This is a genomic window from Actinoplanes sp. GCM10030250, assembly GCF_042666575.1.
In the GTDB taxonomy this organism is placed as follows: Bacteria; Actinomycetota; Actinomycetes; order Mycobacteriales; family Micromonosporaceae; genus Actinoplanes.
In genome coordinates, this window is sequence record NZ_JBHTDO010000010.1 from 68,743 (window position 1) to 92,655 (window position 23,913).

Below are 23,913 nucleotides of genomic sequence, written 5' to 3' on the forward strand. Positions count from 1 at the left end.
CTGTCTCTAGTCGTGGCGCCGGGCTCACACAGACACGGACGACCAGAGACTCGGTGCTCCTCGTGCAGTCGGCGAGCAGCAAGGCGGCCAGCACCGCCCGGGCGACCGGACCGTCGCCACACGACGCCGACGACAAACGCGCCCCTGTTCCAACGGGTCGTCGAAGACGTCGTGGACCAGATCCGCACCGGCACACTCCAGGCCGGCGACGCGCTACCCATCGCACGCAGGATGGCCGACAACTACGGCGTCGCCTCGATGACCGCCCAACGCGCCCTTCGCGAACTGCAACACCTCGGGCTCACCTACGCCGTCGTCGGCAAGGGCACCTTCGTGCACCCACTCGCTCGCGAACGCGCCGGCACCGACGGCAAGCCCGTCCCCGACCGCGGCGGCACTCCCGCCATGGCCGAGGACCCCAACCTCAACCGGCGCGTCGCCGAGTTCCTGCTCCGCCAGAACGAGATCGTCGGACGCATCGTCGACGCCATGCTCGCCAAAGACCTGCACGCGATCAACGCCGCCATCCAGGAACTCGCGAACCTCAAGGCCGCCCACCAGGGCCTCGACGACGACATCGCCAAGTACGAGGCCAACGCCGGCATCGAACCCACGATCACCGAACCCTCGGCGATGCTGTTTAGACCATATTGGGCCGAAACGGACTGCTCACTCACGCCGTCCCGACATCAACCTGGAACGGATGCCGGGTCAAATCCGAGAATCGCGCCCGATCGGCGCCCTCCTGCGCGTCAGGTGCGGAAGTTGTACTGGGGGCGCCGCCGGCCGAGAAGGAACTCGTCCAGTTGGTCGATGTCATTTTTTGGGCACTGCGAACTCCTGCAAGGCATCCCGCAGAGCCTTCTCGTTGTCATGACTCACGCGAGTGCGGAACCCCAGGCCCGCCGGGGCCACCTCAGGCCTGCGGCGACTTCATGGAGCAACGACCACATCCGCCACTCGGCAGCTCGGCTCCCGCACTGCCGGGCCTCGACGAGCTCGGCGAGGCGCATGCCGCAGCGACACGCATGAGCGCTGCGATCAATCCCGGTGAACTCGTCTTCAGTGCCACCCACGTCGCCGTCTACAAGATCGGCGTCTTTACCGCGCTGGGTGACAGTGCTACGGCGCTGCACCATGCCAGCACGGTTGAGGTCGCCTTGTTGGAATCATCGGAACGGTACGCGCGGTACTGCATCGACACGGCCCGGGCGTAGGAGCAGCAAGGCCGTCACGACCGCGCCACGCAAGCCCTCTGCGCCGCCGAGACCCGTGCTCCGCAGGAACTGCGGTGTTCCTCAGCGCACGAGTTGATAAGCGCTTGTTGTATGCGCCGGTCGTGACACCGAGTGGCCTGCGCAGCCTTGCGGCGAGGGTCGGAGAGATCCACTGACCGGGGCCGGGCCTGACCCGGCAGGGTCCTGACGGTCGCTGCATGCCGCCCGAGGCCACCAGGAAACTCGTTTCCAGGTGCGCTGCGGCGCCGCCCACGCGGTGATCACCGCAGCACGCACGAATCCGCGCTAAATTCGGACAAACCTCAGCCGGTACCGGCCGAGGATAAACTTCGGCTCCTCGCCGTCCGCGTCGAAGCCGAGCACTCTCAACGCCCAGGTGAGCGGTTCTCGGCGCGGTTCGGCCGGTAGTTCCAAGCTGCGACGTTCCGTGCCGGTCTGTGGTGGACAGCCGCAAGCCCATCGACATCGTCGGCACCGGCGGCGTCATCTCGTTCGCCGTCAATCAAGGGTCCTGCTCTGCTCCGGCGTCTGCGGGCTCATCCTGATCGACGACGAGCGGCTGCGTTTGGCATCGTCGTGGGTCAGTCCGACGCCAGCCAGGTCGACGGGCTGAAAGGCTGTACCTGCGCGAAGGCCTCAGCCCGTGAATACTGTCGAAGCCGGGCCGCGCGCACGCGCTAAAAGGCCTACGGCCCCGGGCGCACGCCGCCAACGCCAGGCACCGCTATTCATCAATAACGTGCCTGGCGTGACGGCAATCTGCACATGCCCGCTACGCCACGGACACACGTCAGTCACTGTGTGTGTGAGCGTGAGCAATCCCATCGGTTGAGGGCTCTCCCCACGTCGCGCGCAAGTCCGCGCAGTCGATAATAATGACCCCGCCAGTCATCCTTATCTCATGGCGACAGCCGAGGGCGCTCGGAACTATCTCGTCCAACTGAACACTTCCCAGTCGTCGACTTTCCGGCCAGATGCGCGTGGTTGAATTCATTTCATCCACCTCCACACTGAAATTCTGAACGTCATCGTAGACGACGGTCAGCGGCCCGCCGTGCTTGAACCGATTCGGCTCGAACTCAATCACAGCACCAACCCGGGCTTGCCCGGCTTCTCGTAATGAAATGGCACTGACGGTCAAATCTTTCACGCATCGGGAAGCGGTGAAGTCGTAGTGATCGGCGTCTGAAGCGAAGGCACGCGCCCCGTCGGGCAACTGCGGCAGCAGGTCATCGAGCACTTCAAGATACGGCCCTGGATCCAGAGCCGTTGCAGACCACGCGCCTTGGCCTGATTCGACACGCACGAATTGCATCAGCATCCACCACCGCTCGACCCAATCATCGGGCGCTTCCAGGCGTCGCCCTTAATATTTGCGTCAGCCGGGATTTGCCCGATTTTCCGCATCTGATCTACCGCAAATTCCCTTGAGTCGATTCTGCACCTGGTCCGGCACATTCACGTCACTGGCGGTGATGTTGTGTTTATTGAAGAAGCCATTACTCCCGTAGATACCCACCTCGGTTCCCCGATGGTACACGTGGATTTCGAACGACGCGGACGCTCGAACGGCGGCAACGAAGCGCACCCATTTATGTGGGCTTGAAACGGCAACGCAGCTTCGCCTCGGCAACCCTGCGTGGCGCCGGCCGCGACGCCGCCCATGTGCTCAACAGCCTGCCGCGCCGCCCGGGACGGCATGCGGCGGCCACGGCGGTGCGGTGAGCACCGCAGCGGCATCCATCGCGGTGGCCGCAAACCTCGCAACGCGAAGCCGGAAGCGCCGCACCAGAACAGGCGTAACTGTGGTGGCCGGGCGAGGAGTCGAACCTCGCATGTAGGCGCGGGGAATCCCTCGGTCCGCCTCACCCTGTTCGGGTAGTTGCCGCATGTCTACCGGCCCTGTTCTCCGGGCGTTGCCGCCCTTCCACCTCATTGTGCAGCCGCCGTCAGGCCGACGACAGGGCCGACCGGCCGCCGATCGAGAGCCCATATGCCCGAAAAAAACAGGACCGGCACTCCCCCGGTCGAACCCACGGGGGTGTGGCGGTCAGAGGTTGCTGCTGCCTCGATCGGTGTGGCCCTGCTCCACTACGCCACCGTGCTCGACCTTTTCACCAACCGGGCGAAGCTGCTCAATGAGGCCGGTGAATCACCGTCATCGCCGACCTCGACCATTTCTCGGTAGGAGGCGGTCGGCCGCACCGGCACGACCGCCTCGGTCATCACATCATCCACGGTCCAGGCTTCATCACAGCGCCTCCTGTCCTCGGCTTCCGACGCTACGGACCGCGTCCACAGCGGGTCAGGACCGGACGCTCCGGGACCTCCAGACGGGTCACCGATGAATCAGACGGTGGATGCCCAGTGCTGCTGCGTCGACCGCTGTCGCGATCACGACGACGGCCACACCGATCAGCGGGAACACCCCCGCGACACCGATCGCGATCAACTGACGCTTCATGATGCTGCCCTCCTGCCGGGTGCCGACTTGCGTACCTTGAGCAGACCGCTTCTCCGCCGCCTCACAGCAGAGTCCTCGGACATGTGACTCCGGGCCTCCTGGTCCATGCCGCAGGCCCGGGTGCTTCGCCCCGCCGCCGTTCATCACGTCGCGCCGCGTTGAACGAAGAGATCTTCGGCGTCGGCAGCGCATTAGCCTCACTCTTCCGGGCCCTTACCTGCGGAGACGGGGAACGCGAGGAGAAGGCGGTTCCACGAGGCACGGCCAAGGCCTAACCTGACGCCATGGCGGAACTCTTCCCCGACGGCGAGCGCGCCGAGCCCTTGTCGCTGGGGCTGAGCCCGTTGTCGCGCGTGCGGCTCGACGAGCTGCTGCAGGAGATGCTGGACCGGGTCGGCGAGGTGGTCACCAGCCGCGAGCGTCTGCGCGCGCTGCTGGACGCGGTCGTCGGCATCGGCGCCGACCTCGGCCTGCGCAGCACCCTGCAGCGCATCGTCGAGGCGGCGTGCACACTGGCCGGCGCCCGGTACGGCGCGCTCGGCGTGATCGGCAGCGACCGCACGGATCTGTCCGACTTCATCACCCACGGCATCGACCCGGCGGAGCACGCGAGGATCGGCGATCTGCCGCACGGGCGCGGCGTGCTGGGCCTGCTGATCACCGATCCGCGGCCGGTCCGGCTGCCGGACATCACCGAGCATCCCAACTCGTACGGGTTCCCGCCGAACCACCCGCCGATGCACAGCTTCCTCGGTGTCCCGGTGCGCACCCGCGACCAGATCTTCGGCAACCTTTACCTGGCTGAGAAGCGGGGCGCCCCCGAGTTCAGCGACGACGACGAGGAGATCGTGATCGCCCTGGCCGCCGCCGCCGGCGTCGCCATCGACAACGCCCGGCTGTACGAACTGGTGCAGCGCCGGGAACGCTGGCTGGCTGCCACCGCTGAGATCACCAGCGTGCTGCTCGGCACGGTACAGCGGACCGAGGCTCTACGGCTCATCGCCCGCCGGGCACGCGAGGTCTCCGGCGCCGAACTGGTCATGGTGATGCTGTACGACGAGGAGAACTCGCGGTACACCATCGAGGTCGCAGATGGCGCCGATCCGGCGAGCAGTGAACTTGTCGGCAAGCTCGTTCCGGTGGATCCGGCTAGGGGCGCGGAGTTCGGGCGAGAGAAGTTCCGCGCGCTGGAAAGTCTGCGCACGGCCATCGACTGGCCGGGCCCGGTCCCGGACAGTCCGGCGATGGCCGTCCCGCTGGCGGGCGCGGACACCCTGCACGGCGTTCTCATTGTCACGCGTCCCCCCGGTGAGCAACCCGGTGATGAGGATCCGGTGCGATTGTCGACCTTCGCCGGGCAAGCCGCCCTCGCTCTCGAGCGCGCCCGCGCGCAGGAGGAGCGAGAACTGCTCGTGGTCCTGGAGGACCGCGAGCGAATCGCCCGGGACCTGCATGACGTGGTCATCCAACGACTGTTCGCCACCGGTATGCAGTTGCAGGGCGCGGTCTCGCATGCGGTCAGGCCGGATACGGTAAAGCGGATCAACGCCGCTGTGGACGAGTTGGACGCGACTATCCGCGACATCCGCCGCTCCATCTTCGAGCTGCGTATGCCGATCGGCCCGTCGCTGCGCGCCGAGCTCGGCGAAGCCGTGGAGGCAGCCGTCCAAGGGCTCGGCTTCCGGCCGGTGCTGGACACTTCCGGCCCGGTGGACAGCGCGATCCCCGATGACGTGAAACCCGAGATAGTGGCGGTAGCGCGTGAGGCTTTGTCCAACATCGCTCGGCATGCCCACGCCAAGAGTGCGCGTGTGTCCGTCCGGGTCGCTGATGGCGAGGTCGTCCTGTGTGTCGAGGACGATGGTGTCGGCTTCGACCCGAACCGGGCTCGCGGTGGCGTCGTCAACATGACCGAACGGGCGAATGACCTCGGTGGCGCCTTCACCGTCGGGCCCGGGCCCCAGGGCAACGGTACGGTTCTGACGTGGCGCGTGCCGATCAGTGAGTGAAGGGGACCTGCGGCAGGGTCAGGGTGACGTGGCAGCCTCCTGTTCGGCGGGTGCCGATTCGCGCGTCGGCCATCCGGGCGGCACGAGCAGCACCGGGCAGAGCCCGTGGCGGGACGGCCGGACAGCGCCTCCGCTGTACAGCGCCTCGACGACCCAGCCCTTGCGTCCGAGCCCGGCCACCACGAGGCGGCCACGCTGGGACGCCCGGTCCAGGGTGTACTCGACGTCGTTCGGCTCGATCAGCAGCCGACGCACCGGGACGTCGGGCCACGTTGTGTCCCAGGCGGACAGCGAGCAGGTGACCCGGTCGTTTGCCGCACGTCGCTCGTCGCTGTCGGTCAGGCCGGATTCGGGCCGTGACCATACGTGCACCGCCACCAGCAGGCAGCCGGTTCGGCCGGCAGCGTCGTAGGCAGATCCCGGCGTCGCTGTACGGCGACCCGACACGGCCACCACGACCGGACCTCGTTCCGGCACCGCACCACGGTGCACCAACAGCGGACAGGCACTGTGATGGGCCAGATACGCCGCGGTCGAACCCCAGCTGTGTCCGGCTCCCACGTCGTCGCGATGTCCGATCACCATGAGGCCGGCATCGACGGAACGCCGGATCAGCGCCTGTGCCGCGCCGCCGTCCACCAGTTCGGAGGTGACGTCCAGTCCGGGTGCGACACGTTGCGCCCGCAGGACGGCCAGGCCGAGCCAGTGTTCTGCCTCCGCGCGATCCGGTACGAAGGCCCGCCGCCTCGGTGATCCACCGCGTCTTCCCGGCCACGCGTGCACAACCCTCAGTGGTGCGCCGCGGGCTGCCGCTTGCCCGGCGGCGAAGTCCACAACCTGCAGTCCAGCCGGCATGTCATCGACGCCGACCACCACGGGCAGCTCGTCTCTCATCGACACCACGCTGTGCATACCCTCAAACTAGGAGCCGCCGCAACGATCGGGGTACGGCCGGTCAGCACTATCGCCGGGTCCACAGGTCCTGTCCTGCCCGGCCCTCAGGCACGTGTGACCGAGCGCCGGGGTTCAGCGGAGGGGCGGACATGGCAGAGTGATCCCGCCATCCGTCCGGCAGGCTCCGCGACAAACGGGCAGGAACTTCCAACGGGCGGCCCGGCCCCGCCGGTGACGGCAGGGCCGGGCGTCGGGACCGGTGAGGCCGTCTTCAGGGAGGTGGCCGGTCCGCCGTGGTGCCGGCCGATCCAGCAGCCGACACTGGCCTGTTCCACTTCCAAATTGGCCGGGTGCGGCGCGGGCCGCCAGGACCGGAGATCCTGTCAGCGCAGCGCAGCGCGAGTCTCAGGCGACGAAGAACGCCGGCACCGACTCGACGGCCTCGCGGTCGTCGTAAACGTAGGTGATCCGTTCGGTAACCCGCACCACACCCGGCGCCAACGACGCGCGCCGAGCGGCGAGCACAGCTGTCGACCAGCGTTCGACGCGGCCGGTCAGGGTGACGGTACCGCGGGCAACCTCGACCTGCATCGCCGCGACGTTCTCCGCCAACAGCACTTCATCGACGGCGGCCTGCACGTCGGCCCGAATGTCGGCATCGGACCGCAGATGCTCCTTCAACAGGTCGCCGCGGGTCACGATGCCGGCCAACCGGCCCAGGTCGTCCTCGACCGGCAGCCATTTGACGCCCTCCTCGTCCATGCGGCGTGCCGCAGCTGCGACCGTCGTGTTCGTCAGCGCCGCGACCGCCGGTGCGGTCATCAGCTCTCCGGCGGTCCGCCCTTCCGCCTTGCGCTGCTGTGCGCGCCGATGACTCTGGAACCAGCGCGCCCGCGCCGATCCGGCATATCCGATCTTCGCAAGCACGTCCGATTCCGAGACCACACCGATCACCCGCCGGAACGCGTCGATGACGGGCACCGCGCTGATGCGGTTGCCGGTGAGCAGGTCGACGAGATCTCGGTACGGGGTATCCGGTCCGACAGCGACGACATCGGTGGTCATCACATCGCTTACATGCCAAGTCTTCATGGTGATCCCTCCGCCTTCGACGGTAGGCCCGCCTCCACCCGGAGGAGAATGGCCCACTGCCCCACGGGAGCGGGCCCTTCGGCAAAGTGCCGGAGCCTCAGCCAGCCAGGACGACCGGGAGTGTGCGCCAAACTTCCATTCGGTCCGTTTCTTCCGGCACAGCGGGCACAAGGCTCCCCGGCCCGGGACATCCGGCCCTACTCCGCGGGACCGGCGCGCGATACCACCGAAGGAGGGCTAACCACTGGCCAATGAGGGCGAGGACCGGATGTCCACCTATGTGTACGACTTCATCGACGGCAACAAGGATCTCAAAGACCTGCTCGGCGGCAAGGGCGCGAACCTGGCCGAGATGACCCGGATGGGTCTGCCGGTGCCGCCCGGCTTCACCATCAGCACCGAGGCGTGCCGGGAGTACCTGCGTACCGGGTCGGTGCCGCGCGGGCTGTTCGACCAGGTGGAACAGCATCTCAGACTTGTTCAGGAGCGAATGGGCAAGACGCTGGGCGACGCCGACGACCCGCTGCTGCTGTCGGTGCGCTCGGGCGGGAAGTTCTCGATGCCCGGGATGATGGAGACCATCCTCGACATCGGGTTGCGGGACGCCAGCGTGACCGGACTGGCACGGCACAGCCACGACGAGCGTTTCGCCTGGGACTCGTACCGCCGGTTGATCCAGATGTTCGGCCGGACCGTCTTCGACGTGCCCGGCGAGGAGTTCGAGGCCGAGCTCGCCGCGGCCCGTTCCGCCGCCGGTGTGCGGTCGGACGCCGACCTGAGCGCCGCTCAGTTGCAGGATCTCGTCCAGGCGTACAAGAAGGTCTTCCACACGCACACCGGGCGTGACTTCCCGCAGGCTCCGCACGAACAACTGTTCCTTGCCATCACTTCGGTGTTCAAGTCCTGGAACGCCGAGCGTGCCGTGCTCTACCGCCGCCAAGAACACATCCCGGACGATCTGGGAACCGCCGTGAACGTGATGGCCATGGTCTTCGGCAACCGCGGCGACGACTCCGGAACCGGTGTGGCGTTCACCCGCGACCCGGCCACCGGACGGCGCGGAGTGTACGGCGACTACCTGCGCAACGCTCAGGGCGAGGACGTGGTGGCCGGCATCCGTAACACGATGAGCCTCGACGAACTGGCCGGCATCGACGCGCACGCTCACCGAAAGCTGCTGTCGATCATGGAACGGCTGGAGCAGCGCTACCGCGACCTGTGCGACATCGAGTTCACCATCGAGGACGGCAAACTGTGGATGTTGCAGACGCGGGTCGGCAAGCGCACTCCCGCCGCCGCCTTCGTGATCGCCGGGCAACTCGTCGAGGAAGGTGCCATCACCCTCGACGAGGCGCTGCAGCGGGTCAGCGGTGAACAACTGGCCCAGCTGATGTTCCCCAGTTTCGACACCGCGGCCGCCCCGGAACCGCTGACCGCCGGGGTGCCTGCCTCGCCGGGTGCCGCGGTCGGCGCGGTCGTCTTCGACTCCGCCGCCGCGGCAGCAGCGACCGGTCCGGTCATCCTGGTCCGCCGCGAGACCAACCCCGACGACCTTCCCGGCATGATCGCCGCTCAGGGCATCCTGACCAGCCGTGGCGGCAAGACCTCGCACGCCGCCGTGGTCGCGCGAGGCATGGGCAAGACGTGTGTCTGCGGCGCGGAGGAGATCGAGATCGGCGAGGCGTCGTTCACCGTACGCGGACGGACCGTCGGGGCCGGTGACGTGATCTCCGTCGACGGAACCAGCGGCCGGGTCCACGCCGGCACCGTCCCGGTTCGCCCCTCCCCCGTCGTCCGCTACTTCGAGGGCGAGCTGTCACCCCAGGGCGATCCGCTGCTCTCGGCCGTGCAACGGCTCCTGACGCACGCCGACCACGCGGCCCGGCTCGGCGTGCACGCGAACGCCGACACCGCCGCCGACGCCGCCCGGGCACGCCGCTTCGGCGTCACCGGTGTCGGCCTTTGCCGAACCGAGCACATGTTCCTCGGCGACCGCCGGGTCCTGGTGGAACGGCTCATCGTCGCCGACAACGACGCGGAGCGGGAAGCCGCGCTGGCGGAGCTGCTGCCGTTGCAGCGGGGCGATTTCGCCGAGCTGTTCGCCGCCATGGACGGCCTGCCGGTGACCGTCCGGCTGATCGATCCGCCGTTGCACGAGTTCCTGCCTCCGCTCGAGGAACTGACCGCGCGGGTCGCCCGCGCCGAGGCGCTCGGCCGGGATCCGGGGCACGACGGCGTGCTGCTGACCGCCGTGCGGCGACTGCACGAGCAGAACCCGATGCTGGGCCTGCGCGGCGTACGTCTCGGGCTGGTGATTCCCGGGCTCTTCGCGATGCAGGTCCGGGCGATCGCTGAGGCCGCGGCCGCGCGGGTCGCCGCCGGCGGCGACCCGCGACCGGAAATCATGGTTCCGCTTGTCGCATCGGTGCGAGAGCTTGATTGTGTACGCGCGGAGGCGGCCTCGGTCCTCGCAGACGTCGAAGGGGCTCCGCCGATCCGGATCGGCACCATGATCGAGGTGCCGCGCGCCGCCCTGACGGCCGGGCGGATCGCCGCCTCCGCCGAGTTCTTCTCCTTCGGCACCAACGATCTGACCCAGATGACGTGGGGTTTCTCCCGCGACGACGTGGAGGGCGCGTTCTTCGGGCGTTACCTCGAACTCGGCGTCTTCGGTTCCTCCCCGTTCGAGACGATCGACGCCGACGGTGTCGGTGAACTGGTGCGCGTCGCCGTCGAGCGTGGCCGGGCGACCCGGCCCGATCTGACCGTGGGCGTCTGCGGCGAGCACGGCGGGGATCCGGCCTCGGTGCGGTTCTTCCACGGTGCCGGGCTGGACTACGTGTCCTGCTCCCCGTTCCGGGTGCCGATCGCCCGGCTCGAGGCGGGCCGGGCGGCGGCCAGCACCGTCACCGACTCCGACAGCCGCTAGGAGGGATGATGACCACCGTCGTGGATCAGCGGCGTGACCTGGTCGCGGTCCGCGCCGGGCGGCGCGAGATCGGTGCGTACGCCGTCGGGCCCGATCGCACCGTGTTCGTGCCCGCGGTGGACGTCACCGCCGTCGTGCTCGCCTCGCTCGCCACCATCACGGTGTCCGTGGTCGCCGCCGCGGCCGCCGTGGCGGTGCACCGCCGGTCGGCGATCGGCGCGGTGACGATGGGGCCCGGTGGCTGGATCAGCATCAAGCGGAGCCCGGCGCCGAGGCTGCGCGCCGGCCCGGCGGCCCGGCGCCCGTGGTGGGCTCACATTCTGCGGGCCCGCCGTCTCGTCGTCGACGACTGACGGGCGCATCGAAGGACGCCGTGTGCAGGCGCGGGCCCGGCTGGCGGGCCCGCTCCACGCGCCGTCTCCACGCGCCGTCTCCACGCGCCGTCTCCGTCCCACTTCCCCATGACCCGCTTTGCGTGAAGGGCATGGACAACCCCAGACTCGGCGACCCGTCCGGAGGCGGGTCGCCGGGTCGATTCACCGGGTGAGGAGCACCTTGAGAGCACCGGTCTGCGCCGGGTGGGCGAAGACCTCGTACGCCTGCTCGATCTCCTCCAGCGGGAACCGGTGCGTGACGAGCTGCGTGACGTCGAGCTGCCCGGCGACGAGCATCTGCAACAGCTTCGGCGTCGAGTACGTGTCCACCAGCCCGGTCGTGATGGTGAGGTTGCGAATCCACAGGTCTTCCAGGTGCAGGGTGGCGGGCTTGCCGTGCACGCCGATGTTGGCGACCGTGCCGCCGGGACGCACCAGCGTGGTGCAGAGCTCGAAGGTCTGCGGTGTGCCCACGGCCTCCATGACGACGTCGGCACCGAGGCCGCCGGTGAGTGCGTGCACCGTGCCCAGCGCAACCCGTTCCGGGGTCAGGGTGACGTCGGCGCCCAGGCTCTTGGCGGCCTGCAGGCGGCTCTCAGCCTTGTCGATCACCACGATGTGCGCGGGCGAGTAGAGCTTGGCGGTGAGGACCGCGGCGAGCCCGATCGGCCCGGCGCCCACCACCACCACGGTGTCGCCGGGGCGTACCCGGCCGTTGAGCACCCCGACTTCGTAGGAGGTGGGCAGGATGTCGGCCAGCATCACCGCGGCCTCGTTGCTCACCTGTTGAGGTAGCCGGTAGGTGGACAGGTCGGCGAACGGGATGCGGGCGTACTCGGACTGCACACCGTCGATCGTGTGACCGAGGATCCAGCCACCGCCGGCCCGGCACTGGCCGTAGGCACCCTCACGGCAGAATCGACAGGTTCCGCACGCCGAGATGCAGGAGGCCAGTACCCGGTCGCCCACCGCCAGACCGGTGACCGCGGAGCCGAGTCCGACCACTGTGCCGACCGCCTCGTGCCCGAGGATCCGGCCCGGCGTCACCTCGGGCACGTCACCGGCCAGGATGTGCAGGTCGGTTCCGCAGATGGTGACCGCGTCGACCCGGATGACCGCATCCCGCGCATCACGCACCTCGGCATCGGGGACCTGGATCCAGGAACGTTCGCCCGCTCCGCCGTACACAAGGCCTTTCATGACCGCCTCCTTCGCCGTTGAGGGAATTGCGCTGTGCCGAGGATGCGCGGCCGCCAGAGGCTCCCGGAAGGGCCGAAGGACCGGATTCCTGTCACGCGGTGGTCCAACGGCCGCGGCGGCGGGACCTCAGGCACTGCCGGAGGCGGGTTCCCGTCGCGAATGCTGTAGGTATGGCAACCATCGAGGTACGCGATCTGGCGCGGGCGTACGGGCCGGTACAGGCCGTCGACAGCATCAGCTTCTCGGTGGGCGACGGCGAGATCTTCGCGTTGCTCGGGCCCAACGGCGCGGGCAAGACCACCACGGTGGAGATTCTGGAGGGCTACCGTACGCGCGACGCGGGAACCGTACGCGTGCTGGGCTTCGACCCCGCGACCGGAGGTTCGGCGTACCGCTCGCGCATCGGGGTGGTGTTGCAGTCGGCGGGGTTCGAGGAGGAGTTCACGGTCCGCGAGCTGGTCCGCCTGCAAACCGGGCTGTACCCGCGCGCGCACGACCCCGAGGAGCTGATCACTCTGGTCGGGCTCGCCGACAAGCGGACGACCCGGGTCAAAGGGCTCTCCGGCGGGCAGCGGCGGCGGCTGGACCTCGCACTGGGGCTGGCCGGGGCACCGGACCTGCTGTTCCTCGACGAGCCGACCACCGGATTCGACCCGGCTGCCCGGCACCACGCCTGGGATCTGATCGCGAACCTGCGCGAACTGGGCACGACGATCCTGCTGACCACCCATTACCTGGACGAGGCACAGCGGCTCGCGGACCGTGTCGCGGTGATGCGCGACGGCCGGCTGATCGCCGTCAGCGCTCCCGAACGGTTACGCGCCGGCAGCAAGCTGCCCACCGAGATCAGTTTCGGCCTTCCGCCGGGCGTGTCGGTGGGGCAGTTGCCGCCGCTGAGCGCACCTCCGTCGGTGACGGCAGGACGGGTACGCCTGGCATCCCACACCCCGGTCGCGGATGCGTGGCGTCTCACCGGATGGGCAACCGATCGCCGGCTCGACCTGCCGGACTTCGCCGTCGCCCCGCCGACGCTCGAAGACGTCTACCTCGCGCTGACCGAGGAGAGTCCCGATGAGTGTCCAACTTGAGACCCCGGCGCGCCTGCCGGTGCGTCGGCGGCCGGCCGCGATGCTGCCGGCTCTGACCGGGCACGCCGTACGCGCTTTCCTGCGCAATCCGATCGCTGCGTTCTTCACGCTCGCCTTTCCGCTCGCCTTTCTGGTCATCGTCGCCACGATCGTCGGGAACCAGGTTGCCGGTGGCGTCCCGGTGGTTCAGTTCCTGGTATCGCCGTTCGCGGTATTCGGCGTGGCGCAGGCGTCGTTCGTCCTGGTAGCCGTCGACATGGCGACCCTGCGGGACAACGGCGCGCTGCTGCGGCTGCGGTGTGCCCCGGTACCGGCATGGACCGTGCTGGTGTCCCGGATCGGCGCTTCGGTGATCGCCTCCGCCACGGCGGTGTTCCTGTTGACCGCAGTGGGGCTCCTCGCGTACGACGTCCAGATCTTCTGGCACAAGGTGCCGGCGATGCTGGTGACGCTGCTTCTCGGTATCGCCTGCTGTGCCGCTCTGGGGCTGGCGCTGGCCTCGTTGGCTCGTACCGCGCTGGTCGCGCAGACGGTGGCGCAGGGCCTGCTGATCACCCTCGCGTTCATCTCGGACGTCTTCATCGTCGGCGCCGACCTGCCACGCTGGCTGGATCTGGCCGGGACGGTGCTGCCGCTGAAGCACTTCGCCCAAGCCATGGCCGCGACCTTCGATCCCGCTGCCGGCTCCGGATTCGCGCCCGCGCACCTGGCTGTACTGCTGGCTTGGACGCTCGCCGGGGTTGTCGTCGCAGGGGCGAGGTTCTCCTGGCAGCCACATACAGACGTCACGTCGCCGGTCGTGCCGGTTCCCCGGGCAGACACGCCGCGGCTGAACCGCCTGTCCGATGCGTCGGAACACACCCGCCGGTCGCCGCTGCGACTGCTTTCGGGTCAACTCCGCTATGCCCTGCTCGGGCTGCGGCGCGACCAGCTGTCGGTGTTCTTCTCGGTGGTCTTTCCGACCATGCTGCTCGCGCTGTTCCCCACCGTCTTCGGCAACAGCCGGGTGCACGGGATGCCGATGGCCCAGTACCTGTTCGCCGGCATGATCGCTTACACGGTGGCCGTTGCGGCGTACGTGGACATGCCCGAAGCGGTGGTCGGCGCCCGCGCCGCCGGGGTCCTCAAACGGTTGCACGGCACTCCCCTGCCATTCCGCTGGTACTTCGCCGGCCGGGTCTGTGCGGCGCTGATCGTTTCGCTGCTCGCTGCCATCCTGCTCACCGTCGTGGGCGCCGTTTTCCTGGACGTGGGCCTGGCAGCAGCGCGGGTACCGGCGCTGCTGCTCGCGATCGTCGCGGGTTCCCTGTGTTTCGCCGCTCTCGGTCTGGCAGTCGCGGCGATGCTGCCCTCGGCGCGTTCCATCCTTGCCGTCACGCTCGGCACGCTGCTGCCACTCTGTTTCGTCTCGGAGATCTTCGTCGTCGGCGAACAGCCGTTGCCCGACTGGCTCACCACGGCCGCCGCTGTGTTCCCCTTGCGTCATCTGCTGGGCGCGGTACTCACCGCCACCGACCCGGCATCCACGGGCACCGGGGTCGCTGCCGGGCACGTGGCGGTGCTCGCCGGATGGACCGTTCCTGCGCTGCTGGTGGCCTGGCGCCGCCGCGACTCCCTGACCTGACGCCCGGCCGTCCCCGCTGCTTCGGGACCACCGGCCCTGGCAGTCACGCCCCGTGGCTGGCAGAACCGATGTGAGGGGCACTGCAAAGGAGGGTGATCACGGTGGCACACCCAGTGGTGCACTGGCCGGGAAGACCACCGGCTGAACCGGGATGAGGCGCCGGCCGGGTCTCTCCCCGCGGATCGGGCCCGGCCATGACATCGGGGGCAGAACTTCGCACCCGGGGCGCTGAGCGACGAAGGGAGCTCACCATGGTGACGGGGAACAACCGTCCGCCTGTCGTGGCGCTGGTCTGCTCAGCGGGCGGGCTCCAGGCGATCGAACGCATCCTGTCCGGCTTGACGCCCGGCTTCCCAGCCGCGGTGATCGTGCTGCGCCACCAGGACCCGCAGGCCGCCAACCTGCTCGCCACCATCCTGCAGCGCTCCAGTCGGCTTCCGGTACGGCTCGCCCGCGACGGCGACGCGTTGATCGCGGGGCGGGTGCTGGTGGCGCCGGCGGGGTACCACACCATGGTGACCTGCGGCTACACCATCGTCCTGGTGCGTTCGGGTGATCGCCCCCCGTACCGGCCGTCCGCCGACCTCCTGCTGACCAGCGTCGCCATCGCCGCCCGGAACCGGGCAGTCGTGGTGGTGCTCTCCGGGTACGGCATCGACGGTGCGACCGGTGCGACCGCGATCCACCACCTGGGCGGAACAGTGATCGCCAGCGACGAGTCCACCTCGGCGGTGTTCGCGATGCCTTACGCGACGATCAGTCGCGCCGAGGTCATCGATCACGTGCTCCCGGTCGGTGAGATCTCGGCTCTGCTGGCCGGAATTCTCATCGGCCGGGTCAGGCGTTCGAGCCGGGATCGCATTTCTCCGGCATCGGCAGCGGACGCTTCGGATCGCCACGCGCACCCGGCCGAGCAAGGGCGATCGGCCACTGCCGACGATTGATGCCGGCCGGCCGAGGATCAGCATCTCCACACGGTCCGCACATCGGCTCCACCACCACGGTGACCGGTCAGTGTGAAGGTAGAGATAGGGAGGAGCCATGAAGACCAAGACCCGCCGCGTAGCAACCCTCGTGGCGACCGGAGCACTGGGCCTGGGTGGACTGGTGATCGCAGCCCCGGCATTGGCCGGCACCGGTCCTTTCAGCCGTCCCGTCCCGGCAAGCTCGGCCCCCGCCGACCGCAACGGCTTCGGCCACGGCATGGGAGGCGGATACGGCATGGGAGGCGGATACGGTGGCGGCACCTGCCGAGGGGTGGCTGTCACCGCCGAGAAGGGCACACTCAGCGAAACGCAGAAGGCGACGCTGGTGTCGATGGCGCAGGAGGAGAAACTCGCCCACGACCTGTATGCGGCATTCGCGGACCGCTACGACATCGTCGTCTTCGACCATGTCGCCGTGGCCGAGGCCCGGCACCTGGTCGCGGTGCGCACGCTGCTGCAGCGTTACGGCGTGGCCGACCCGACAGCGAACCAGGCGGCCGGTGCGTTCACCGGTCCTGCTGTCCGCACGACGTATGACGAGCTGCTCGCGCGGGGCGAGGGAAGCCTGGCCGCTGCCCTGGCGGTCGGACAGCAGGTGGAGCGGGACGGCATCGCCGATGTGAAGGCCGGCCTCGACGGACTCGCTGCGGCCGACGTCAAGCAGGTCTACAGGAACCTGCTGACGGCCTCCGAGCGGCACCTCGCCGCGTTCACCCGCTGGGCGACCCGATGAAACCGCGGGTGGTGGGGCGGTGACGCCCCACCACCGGTGCGCTGCGGCGTGCTCGCCGGAAGCGCCGTAGGTGGCGATCAACCGAACCGGGATCAGGGTCGCACGGTGGCCGTCAACGCCGGCCGTGCTCGATGGCCCGAACGCCGGCCGGCGGCAGCCGGATCGTGACAATCACCCAGAACCGGCCGGCGAGTCCAGGGTGACGGTGCCGCCGTGGGCGGTGACCAGCTCCCGCACAACGGCCAGGCTATCCCGGTGCCCGAAATCGGTGCCGCGTCGCTGCGCGCCAGAGGCGTTCGAACGCGTGCGGCAGCTCGTCGGGAGCAATGCCTGGCCCAGTGTCGGCGACCTCCAGCACCGCCGCACCGTCCTGCATCTGCACCGTCACCCGTACCTGGTCGCCGGGCCGGCAGTAGCACGCCGCGTTGGCGAGCAGGTTGACCACCGCCGTGCATGCGATCAGAATCCGCGTGCACCGGCACTCGCGCGCCCAGGTCGGTGGCCGTGGTCAACTTAGCCTCCAGTTGAGGCAGCGAAGCGGCCAGGGCCGCCGCGGCGATCTCGGCGAGGTCGGTGTCGACCGGGTGCAGGGACAGCACGGCCGACTCGGCAGCGGACAGATCAGCGAGGTCCTGCACTATTCGTCCCAGCCGCAGACTCTGGTCGTGCAGGGCGGCCAGCCGAGCCGGCTCGGCCGTTTGCAGGCCGTCGCGCAACTCCTCCACCTCGGCGTAATCCGTCGATGCGGTCATCGACGCTGCTGCGCGCGGTGAGGACGATCACCGGCACGTCCCGGCCTTCCCGAGCGGCTGACAGGACCTCACGCCCATCGACGTCCGGCAGGCCCAGCTCGAGCACGACCAGGTCCACCGCACCGGCAGCCAACAGGGTGATGGCCTCGGCGCCGGAGCCGGTGGTGCGCACCGGGTGGCCGGCCCGCTGCAGATAACGACGGGCCAACTCCCGCAGATCACGGTCGTCCTCGACGACCAGAACAGTTCCGGGCACAGCTCCAGGCTGCCCCACTCACCCCATACGGACCAGGGCCGACAGAACTGTCAACCGCGCACACCACTGGTGACGACCGGCCGGGGAATGAGCGCGAGGTGCGGGGTCAGGCGCACGCATCCGGACGGTCGTTCCCCGGCACCGACATCGGATTGCGTTCGTCGTCCCGCTCCGCGAGCCGGGCCAGCGCCTTGCTGTACTGACCTCGGCTGATATCCCCTGTGAGGAGTTGCGCCACCAGCACGCCTTCCAGCGTGGTGGGCGTGAATCCGGAATCGCCGTCAGCCTGTCCGCTGCGGACACTCTCCTCGTCCTGCCCCTGCGCGGATGCGGCAGTCTGCGGCGAGAGAAGCAGGCCAGCGGCCATGATCAGACCCACGATGAGGAGAATCAAGAACACCATCGCAACCACCTCCATCTATTTGCATCCTCGATCCAGCTCGCCTTGATCGACAGGGACGAAAGTCCCGGCGGCGCAGTACCAACCAGCTGGCCTGCTGGAGCGCCTCACCGAACAGTCCCTGCCGTCCGGCGAACGGACCGGTGACGAACGGCCCTTCCCGGTGCGGTACGGCCAGCGCAACGCTGGAGGGAGCATCCCGATCGGTCCTCGCAACGGTGCGCTGAACGCCGTTTCCGGAGGAGGGGCCAGACATGGAGACCGGAACGGCTGGATTGATCGTCGTCGGTGTCAACGATTCACCCGCAAGCCGGCGAGCAGTCGAGGCGGGCGCAATTGAGGCCGCCATGCGTCAGTGCCGCCTGGAGCTGGTGCATGCGTTCAACTGGATACCAAAACTCTCCCGAACCGCCGCCCTGGACCCGCCGCGGTCCAGAGAAGCTCTGATCACCCGGGCGATCACCGACGCCCGCAGCGTCGCTCCGGGTGTGCTGATCGATGTTCGCCCACTCGAGGGAGCCGCCGTCACCTCCCTGCTCCGCAGGTCCCGCACTGCCGACCTGACCGTCATCGGTGACGGAGACCTGCTCCAGTCCGTGTGCATGCCACCGGATGCAGTCACGGTGCAGGTCGCGGCGCGCGCCGCCGGCACCGTCCTGGTCACCCGGGCCGCATCGGTTCCGGCGCGTCCCGTCGTGGTCGGCGCCGACGGCTCGGCCGCTTCCGGGCGCGCATTGGAATTCGCCTTCGACGCGGCCACCGGACGGCAGGCGAAACTCGTCGTGATTCACATCCGCGAACAGTCGGACGACGACGCCCGGGCCGCTGCGGCCGTGATCCAGATGGTCGGGCAGATGCAGCGCAAATACGGGCTCCGCGCCGAGCTACAGATCATCGAGGGAGATCCCGAGGTGGTACTACGCCAAGCTTCACAGCGCGCCGGCCTGGTCATCGTCGGCGCACGAGGCGATCGGCCCTATGCCGGCCTGCTGGGCTGGGTCGCGCAGACGATGCTGCATCACTCGCCCGCCCCTGTCGCGCTCGTCCGGGCTCTCCTGCCGGACAGGCGCCCAGCTTCCACGGCCTTGCCTCAGCCACAGCGCACCGAACAGGCGGATAAGCGCCGCCCGCGGCACGGCCGCGCTCGCGTGACCACCTCGTAGTTCACGAACGCGCCGTGCTCACCGGCGCGGAGCGCACGAGGTCCGTCCCGGACCATCCCGGAGGCACCACCAGCACGGGGCACAGCCTGCGCCCACCCGGTGAGACGCTGCCGATGCTGTAGAGCATCTCGACGGACCAGCCTTTGCGGCCCCTGCCGGCGACCAGGAGACGACCACGCCTTGACGCCCTCTCCACCGTGTATCCGATGTCGGCCTCGCTGATGAGCAACCGTTCCACCACGACGTCCGGCCAGGTCGGCGCCCAGACGGTGAGCGACCCCGACAGACGATCCTCGGCCTCGTGGCGATCACCTCCGTTGCCGGCGCCGGCATCTTCCGGCGCCCAGACGTGTACCGCTACGAGAGGACAGTCGGCGCGCGCTGCGGCCTCGTACGCACAGCCGACAGTTGCAGCGTGACGGCCGGAGGCCGCCACCACCACCGGACCGCGCGAAACGTTCGGCCCGCGGTATACGAGCAGCGGGCAGTGGGCGTGGTTCGCCACATACGCCGCGGTCGAACCCCAGCCGCGGCCGAGCCCTGCCTCATCACGGTGACCCACCACCAGCAAGCAGGCGTGTGCCGACAGTTGGATCAGCGCTTCTGCGGCGCTGTCGTCCACCAAACGGGTACGCACCCGCACCCCCGGCAAGACGTGTCCGGCCCGGCGGGCCGCAAGCTCCAGCAGGTGGCGGCCGTCGTCGGGACCTGATCGTGCGGCGCGCAGCCGCGCCGGTCCACCACGCCTGCCCGGCCACGCGTGCACAATCTCCAGCGGTACACCTCGATAGGCCGCCTCTGCGGCTGCGACATCGACTACCTGTATTCCGCCCGGCACGCCATCGACGCCGACCACGACGGGCAGCTTCTCTTCGACCGATACGACGCTGTGCATAAACGCACGCTAGGCCGCTCGGTGGCAGGCCCGGCACGGTCGACCGGCATCAAAGGTGGAGTCCATTGGACCCCTTTGCGCGACGAGAGCTGCGAACACAGCGGCCCTGGCCCGGGCCGCGACCTACGGCCCGCGAACGACTCTCGACCGACATCGGCACGGCCAAAGGTGTCGCGGACGGTCTGACCGGAGCTGCTGAGCATGCTCGCGGCCGCGTCGCGGTAACGAACCGTCGAACAGAGAGGCCGTCCGGCCTTTCCGGCCCGGGACCTAAACCCCTGCACGTCACGCATCGATGAGCGTGCGATGGAGGGAGAACGGTCGGACCCGCCACCGCGCTCCCGGCGCGGTGCGGTACCGAAAGGAGGTCCGTGCCGTGAACAACAAAATCATAGTGGGGTACGACGGCTCGTCCTACGCTCACAACACCCTGTCCTGGGCTCTGGACGAGGCGGCCCGCACCGGGGCGTCCGTCGAGCTGGTCTATGCCGACGAGTGGCCGATCCTGGCACCCGCGGCGAGCATGGTCCCGTCTCCGGCTCTGCGGCCCGACAGCTACGTGGTGGATGTCATCGACGGAACGCTGGAGCACGCGGTCGCCTCGGCGAAGAAGACTCAGCCCCTGGTCAGCGTGACTGCGAGGACTGTACGCGCTTACGCAGCGACTGCGCTGGTCAACCTGTCCAGGCAGGCTCGCCTGGTCGTCGTCGGCGCGCGGGGGCACAGCGCCGTCGTGGGGCTGCTTGGTTCGGTGAGCTCGGCGGTCAGCGCACACGCGCACTGTCCGGTCGTGGTCGTCCGCGGCGAGGCGGCCGCAACCGCGCCCGTGGTGGCCGGCGTCGACGGATCGGCGTCGGCGTCGCCTGTGCTGACCTTCGCCGCTGAGCAGGCGGCTGAGCGCAAGGTGCCGCTTCACGTGATCCGCACCTGGCAGCCGGTGACCGGATTGTGGGAGAGAACCCCGATGGCCACCAACACGGTCACCGATCACGAGCGGGAGCCATTCGACACGCTGGTGACCGTCGTCCGCGACACCTTCCCCGACCTGTCGATCCAGGCCGAGGCGACGGTGGCGCACCCGGCGGCCGCACTCACGCTGGCGAGTACCCACGCCCAGCTTCTGGTGGTCGGGAGCCGGGGGCACGGCGCTGTCAGCGGGCTGCTGCTTGGCTCGGTCAGCCAGCACCTGCTGCGTCATGCCGAATGCACCATCGCGGTGGTCCACCGCGATATCTGACACCAACAAACCGGATAGGCAAGCGGCGCAGACATGAATCCGGCGTGGCACGACATGACGCCACTACCCGATCTACTCCACGACGAGGCTCGTGGTGGCCCGGGCGCTCACCGCCGACAGCCCCGCTGCGGCACTTCCCGCGGGCGCCCGGCCCGCGGGGAGTGCCCCGGGTCGTTCGCCTCTGCCCGGGAGTCAGAACATCTCGGAGACTGAAGCCAGACATCGAAGTATGCCTGGCGTCCGATGCCGGGAGGTGCATCATGCCAACACGGAACACGTCAGAGATCGTCATCACCGCCGACGCGGAGAGACGACGTCCGTCGACAGCCGCCCGCCGAGCGGGTTACGGCATCGCCGCCGCAGTCAACGTCACCCTTCTCTACCTCATCAACGCACACCCGGGTTGGGGCGCCGTGCCGTTCCTGACCGGGGAGACCGACGCCGTGATGCCTTTGGTCAACGCGTCACTGGGGGTGGGCGTCGTCGTGCCCCTCGTGCAGTTCGCCCGCGATCCGCGCTGGCTGGTGGCTCTCGGCAGCATGGCGACCACTGCGGCCGGGTTGCCCGCGCTCGTGCGGCTGTGGCAGGTGTTCCCGCTGGACTTCGGGGACGCCTCGTTCAATTGGCCGCTGGTGGCGCGCGATTTGCTGGCCGTGGGCCTGTTCGGCAGCATCATCGCCGTGGTGGTGCAGGCGGTCGCCCTCACCAGAGCCCTGAGAAATCGGGCCGGCTCCGGATGATGTACGGCGGCGCCGAGGCGAGCCGCCGGTCACTCGGCCGGGACCCGCAGCGGATGGGTGCGGGCGTCGCTCTGCGCGAGCACCGCCATCGCGGTTCGGTGCTCGTTGCGGCTGATTTTGCCCGTCATCACCTGACCGAGAAGCTCACCTTCGGCGTCGGGTGGCGGCGGGAGCGCCATCAACGAAGCCCTTTCGCTGGCCGGCCTGCCGGAGAAGGACGTGCTCGCAAGTGCCATGGCTGCTCCCAGGACGGGAGTCGTCTCCCACGGACGACGCTACGGCTCACGGAAGAGGGCCCGGCAGGGCCGTCCGGCCCTGCCGGGCCCGGCGGCACCGGGTTTGTGCTGGAGGAAGACCTGGGAGGTGTCATGGACCTTTATCCGTTACGAGTCGAAGCGCGCCGCGACGAATCCCTGAGCCGCTGGCTGTGGCTCGTCAAGTGGCTGCTGCTCATCCCGCACTACGTGACGTTGCTGGTGCTCTGGATCGGGCTGGTGGTGCTCACCCTGGTGGCCTACCTGGCGGTATTGATCACCGGCCGTTACCCGGCGCCCATCCGCGCCTACAACCTGGGGGTGCTGCGCTGGACCTGGCGTGTCGGCTATTACGGCTATCCAGTTCTCGGCACAGACACCTATCCACCGTTCACCCTCGCCGACGTCCCGGAGTACCCGGCTCGCCTGCACCTGGAGCACCACGAGTCACCGCCTCGCTGGCTGCCGCTGGTCGCCTGGTTGCTCGCCATCCCCCACCTGATGATCCTGGGCGCCTTGAGCGGGGCGGCGGGCCGAACGATCCGCGACGGCGACACCCCGACGGTCGGCCCGATCAGCGTCACCCTGGTGGTGTTGCTGACCGCTGTCGTCGCGCTGCTGTTCACCGGGCGCTACCCGCATGGCCTGCATGATCTGCTGGTCGGTATAGCGCGCTGGGGGCTGCGGGTTACCGCCTATCTGACGCTGCTGACTCCCCGCTTCCCCCCGCTGCGACTCGATCAAGGCGGGTGCGAGCCGGATCCGGTTCCCGAGGGTCCGGCCAGGGCGGGCCCGTCACGGCACGTTCCGGTCGCCGGCCCGGTCATCTGGCTGGTCGCCGGCGCCGTGCTGCTCGTCCCGGCCGCGGGCCTCGGCATCGGCGGCGGCACACTGCTGGCACTCGACGCCGCGCGCGACCACGCGGGATACGTGACCAGCCCCACCCTGATGCTGGACAGCAGCACAGCAGCGATCACCGCGGAGAACCTCACCATCACCGACACCGGTCTGTGGACCCGTGAGGTCGTCGACGTCGGCGGACTGCGGGTGACGGCGACCTCACCGGCCGGCCAATCCGTGTTCGTCGGCGTTGCACCGCAGGCGTCAGTCGATTCCTGGCTCGCCGGCACCGCACACGACCGGCTCGTGGGCCTGGACTCCGGCCGTGCCGTCTACAACCGAGCCCTCGGGGCGGTCCGCCGAGTAGCCGAACCGGCGGCCCAGGACTTCTGGCTGGCGCAGGCGAGCGGGCCGGGTACGGTGGCCCTCCAATGGGACGTGACGAGCGGTGACTACGCCGTGGTCGTCGCGAACGCCGATGGTTCAGCGGGTGTCGCCGCGGACGCCCGCGGTGCGGTCCGCGTGCCGGGCCTGGCGGCTCTCGGCGGCGGTCTGCTCGCCACCGGCATCGTGCTCTTCCTCGTCGCGGTGGCGTTGATCGGCCTCGGCGGTGTGGGACTCGGCCGTCGGCACAGCGATCCACCGCCGCCGCCGCAGGGACCGGTCGGCCCCCTGCCGCGGCTGACGCCGCAGGCGCCGGCTCCTTTGTGATCGCCGGCGCGTCGCCTCCGGCCCCGGACCGGGC

23 protein-coding genes and 1 pseudogene are annotated in these 23,913 nt (G+C 69.1%); 14 read left to right on the forward strand and 10 right to left on the reverse strand.

Features of this window, described 5'->3' with window-relative positions; translation table 11 throughout:
- Positions 1 to 171 precede the first annotated feature (171 nt).
- Positions 172 to 1,032, forward strand: a complete 861-nt coding sequence (locus tag ACFQV6_RS15455; protein ID WP_378028161.1) for a GntR family transcriptional regulator — start codon at positions 172 to 174, stop codon at positions 1,030 to 1,032.
- Positions 1,029 to 1,217, forward strand: coding sequence for a hypothetical protein (locus tag ACFQV6_RS15460; RefSeq protein WP_378028162.1), 189 nt, complete (start codon positions 1,029 to 1,031; stop codon positions 1,215 to 1,217). The genes ACFQV6_RS15455 and ACFQV6_RS15460 overlap by 4 nt, the downstream gene beginning before the upstream one ends.
- A gap of 811 nt (positions 1,218 to 2,028) precedes the next feature.
- On the opposite strand, the gene ACFQV6_RS15465 is transcribed toward ACFQV6_RS15460, so the two are convergent.
- Positions 2,029 to 2,559, reverse strand: a complete 531-nt coding sequence (locus ACFQV6_RS15465) for a hypothetical protein (RefSeq protein WP_378028163.1) — start codon at positions 2,557 to 2,559, stop codon at positions 2,029 to 2,031.
- Between the two features lie 1,017 nt (positions 2,560 to 3,576).
- Entirely contained in the window at positions 3,577 to 3,702 is a 126-nt protein-coding gene (locus ACFQV6_RS15470) for a hypothetical protein (protein WP_378028164.1), read from the reverse strand.
- A gap of 284 nt (positions 3,703 to 3,986) precedes the next feature.
- Between ACFQV6_RS15470 and ACFQV6_RS15475 the strand changes: the two genes are divergently transcribed.
- Positions 3,987 to 5,711: a GAF domain-containing protein gene (locus ACFQV6_RS15475; RefSeq protein ID WP_378028165.1), complete on the forward strand. Its 1,725-nt coding sequence runs from the start codon at positions 3,987 to 3,989 to the stop codon at positions 5,709 to 5,711.
- An 18-nt stretch (positions 5,712 to 5,729) separates the two neighbouring features.
- Here ACFQV6_RS15475 and ACFQV6_RS15480 read toward each other — a convergent pair whose 3' ends face one another.
- Positions 5,730 to 6,605, reverse strand: a complete 876-nt coding sequence (locus tag ACFQV6_RS15480) for a universal stress protein (RefSeq protein WP_378028166.1) — start codon at positions 6,603 to 6,605, stop codon at positions 5,730 to 5,732.
- 405 nt (positions 6,606 to 7,010) lie between these two features.
- The gene (locus ACFQV6_RS15485; protein WP_378028167.1) at positions 7,011 to 7,697 is read right to left on the reverse strand and encodes a CBS domain-containing protein; all 687 of its coding nucleotides are present in this window, start codon (positions 7,695 to 7,697) and stop codon (positions 7,011 to 7,013) included.
- A gap of 268 nt (positions 7,698 to 7,965) precedes the next feature.
- Here ACFQV6_RS15485 and ppdK point away from each other — a divergent pair, with 268 nt between their 5' ends.
- Together ppdK and ACFQV6_RS15495 are read left to right on the forward strand one after the other, a co-directional pair.
- Positions 7,966 to 10,626, forward strand: a complete 2,661-nt coding sequence (gene ppdK / locus ACFQV6_RS15490) for a pyruvate, phosphate dikinase (RefSeq protein WP_378028168.1) — start codon at positions 7,966 to 7,968, stop codon at positions 10,624 to 10,626.
- Between the two features lie 8 nt (positions 10,627 to 10,634).
- Positions 10,635 to 10,979: a hypothetical protein gene (locus ACFQV6_RS15495; RefSeq protein WP_378028169.1), complete on the forward strand. Its 345-nt coding sequence runs from the start codon at positions 10,635 to 10,637 to the stop codon at positions 10,977 to 10,979.
- Between the two features lie 183 nt (positions 10,980 to 11,162).
- Here ACFQV6_RS15495 and ACFQV6_RS15500 read toward each other — a convergent pair whose 3' ends face one another.
- The gene (locus tag ACFQV6_RS15500; protein ID WP_378028170.1) at positions 11,163 to 12,200 is read right to left on the reverse strand and encodes a zinc-dependent alcohol dehydrogenase family protein; all 1,038 of its coding nucleotides are present in this window, start codon (positions 12,198 to 12,200) and stop codon (positions 11,163 to 11,165) included.
- 170 nt (positions 12,201 to 12,370) lie between these two features.
- Between ACFQV6_RS15500 and ACFQV6_RS15505 the strand changes: the two genes are divergently transcribed.
- The 4 genes from ACFQV6_RS15505 to ACFQV6_RS15520 all read left to right on the forward strand — a co-directional run bounded on the left by ACFQV6_RS15505 (position 12,371) and on the right by ACFQV6_RS15520 (position 16,631).
- Positions 12,371 to 13,288, forward strand: coding sequence for an ABC transporter ATP-binding protein (locus ACFQV6_RS15505; protein ID WP_378028171.1), 918 nt, complete (start codon positions 12,371 to 12,373; stop codon positions 13,286 to 13,288).
- Positions 13,272 to 14,912: an ABC transporter permease gene (locus ACFQV6_RS15510; protein ID WP_378028172.1), complete on the forward strand. Its 1,641-nt coding sequence runs from the start codon at positions 13,272 to 13,274 to the stop codon at positions 14,910 to 14,912. Before ACFQV6_RS15505 ends, ACFQV6_RS15510 begins: the two co-directional genes overlap by 17 nt.
- Positions 14,913 to 15,163: 251 nt before the next feature.
- Positions 15,164 to 15,856, forward strand: coding sequence for a chemotaxis protein CheB (locus ACFQV6_RS15515; RefSeq protein ID WP_378028173.1), 693 nt, complete (start codon positions 15,164 to 15,166; stop codon positions 15,854 to 15,856).
- A gap of 97 nt (positions 15,857 to 15,953) precedes the next feature.
- Positions 15,954 to 16,631: a DUF2202 domain-containing protein gene (locus tag ACFQV6_RS15520; RefSeq protein WP_378028174.1), complete on the forward strand. Its 678-nt coding sequence runs from the start codon at positions 15,954 to 15,956 to the stop codon at positions 16,629 to 16,631.
- A 247-nt stretch (positions 16,632 to 16,878) separates the two neighbouring features.
- On the opposite strand, the gene ACFQV6_RS15525 is transcribed toward ACFQV6_RS15520, so the two are convergent.
- Entirely contained in the window at positions 16,879 to 17,076 is a 198-nt protein-coding gene (locus ACFQV6_RS15525) for an ATP-binding protein (RefSeq protein WP_378028175.1), read from the reverse strand.
- Between ACFQV6_RS15525 and ACFQV6_RS15530 the strand changes: the two genes are divergently transcribed.
- Positions 17,069 to 17,404: a hypothetical protein gene (locus ACFQV6_RS15530; RefSeq protein WP_378028308.1), complete on the forward strand. Its 336-nt coding sequence runs from the start codon at positions 17,069 to 17,071 to the stop codon at positions 17,402 to 17,404. The two genes, ACFQV6_RS15525 and ACFQV6_RS15530, sit on opposite strands and share 8 nt — an antisense overlap.
- 10 nt (positions 17,405 to 17,414) lie before the next feature.
- Here the strand turns inward: ACFQV6_RS15530 and ACFQV6_RS15535 are convergent.
- Positions 17,415 to 17,657 (reverse strand): annotated as a pseudogene (locus ACFQV6_RS15535) (response regulator transcription factor); the annotation flags it as partial.
- Between the two features lie 88 nt (positions 17,658 to 17,745).
- Positions 17,746 to 18,057, reverse strand: a complete 312-nt coding sequence (locus tag ACFQV6_RS15540) for a hypothetical protein (protein WP_378028176.1) — start codon at positions 18,055 to 18,057, stop codon at positions 17,746 to 17,748.
- A gap of 257 nt (positions 18,058 to 18,314) precedes the next feature.
- Here ACFQV6_RS15540 and ACFQV6_RS15545 point away from each other — a divergent pair, with 257 nt between their 5' ends.
- The gene (locus ACFQV6_RS15545; protein ID WP_378028177.1) at positions 18,315 to 19,202 is read left to right on the forward strand and encodes a universal stress protein; all 888 of its coding nucleotides are present in this window, start codon (positions 18,315 to 18,317) and stop codon (positions 19,200 to 19,202) included.
- Position 19,203: 1 nt separating this feature from the next.
- Here the strand turns inward: ACFQV6_RS15545 and ACFQV6_RS15550 are convergent, their stop codons facing one another.
- Positions 19,204 to 20,097 (reverse strand): universal stress protein, encoded by an 894-nt coding sequence (locus ACFQV6_RS15550; RefSeq protein ID WP_378028178.1) that lies wholly within the window; start codon positions 20,095 to 20,097, stop codon positions 19,204 to 19,206.
- 376 nt (positions 20,098 to 20,473) lie between these two features.
- Between ACFQV6_RS15550 and ACFQV6_RS15555 the strand changes: the two genes are divergently transcribed.
- Together ACFQV6_RS15555 and ACFQV6_RS15560 are read left to right on the forward strand one after the other, a co-directional pair.
- Positions 20,474 to 21,334: a universal stress protein gene (locus ACFQV6_RS15555; RefSeq protein ID WP_378028179.1), complete on the forward strand. Its 861-nt coding sequence runs from the start codon at positions 20,474 to 20,476 to the stop codon at positions 21,332 to 21,334.
- A gap of 260 nt (positions 21,335 to 21,594) precedes the next feature.
- Complete coding sequence (locus ACFQV6_RS15560) at positions 21,595 to 22,074, forward strand: hypothetical protein (RefSeq protein WP_378028180.1); 480 nt, start codon at positions 21,595 to 21,597, stop codon at positions 22,072 to 22,074.
- A gap of 29 nt (positions 22,075 to 22,103) precedes the next feature.
- Here ACFQV6_RS15560 and ACFQV6_RS15565 read toward each other — a convergent pair whose 3' ends face one another.
- Positions 22,104 to 22,310: a hypothetical protein gene (locus ACFQV6_RS15565; RefSeq protein WP_378028181.1), complete on the reverse strand. Its 207-nt coding sequence runs from the start codon at positions 22,308 to 22,310 to the stop codon at positions 22,104 to 22,106.
- A 132-nt stretch (positions 22,311 to 22,442) separates the two neighbouring features.
- Here ACFQV6_RS15565 and ACFQV6_RS15570 point away from each other — a divergent pair, with 132 nt between their 5' ends.
- Positions 22,443 to 23,879, forward strand: a complete 1,437-nt coding sequence (locus tag ACFQV6_RS15570) for a DUF4389 domain-containing protein (RefSeq protein WP_378028182.1) — start codon at positions 22,443 to 22,445, stop codon at positions 23,877 to 23,879.
- Positions 23,880 to 23,913: the final 34 nt, after the last annotated feature.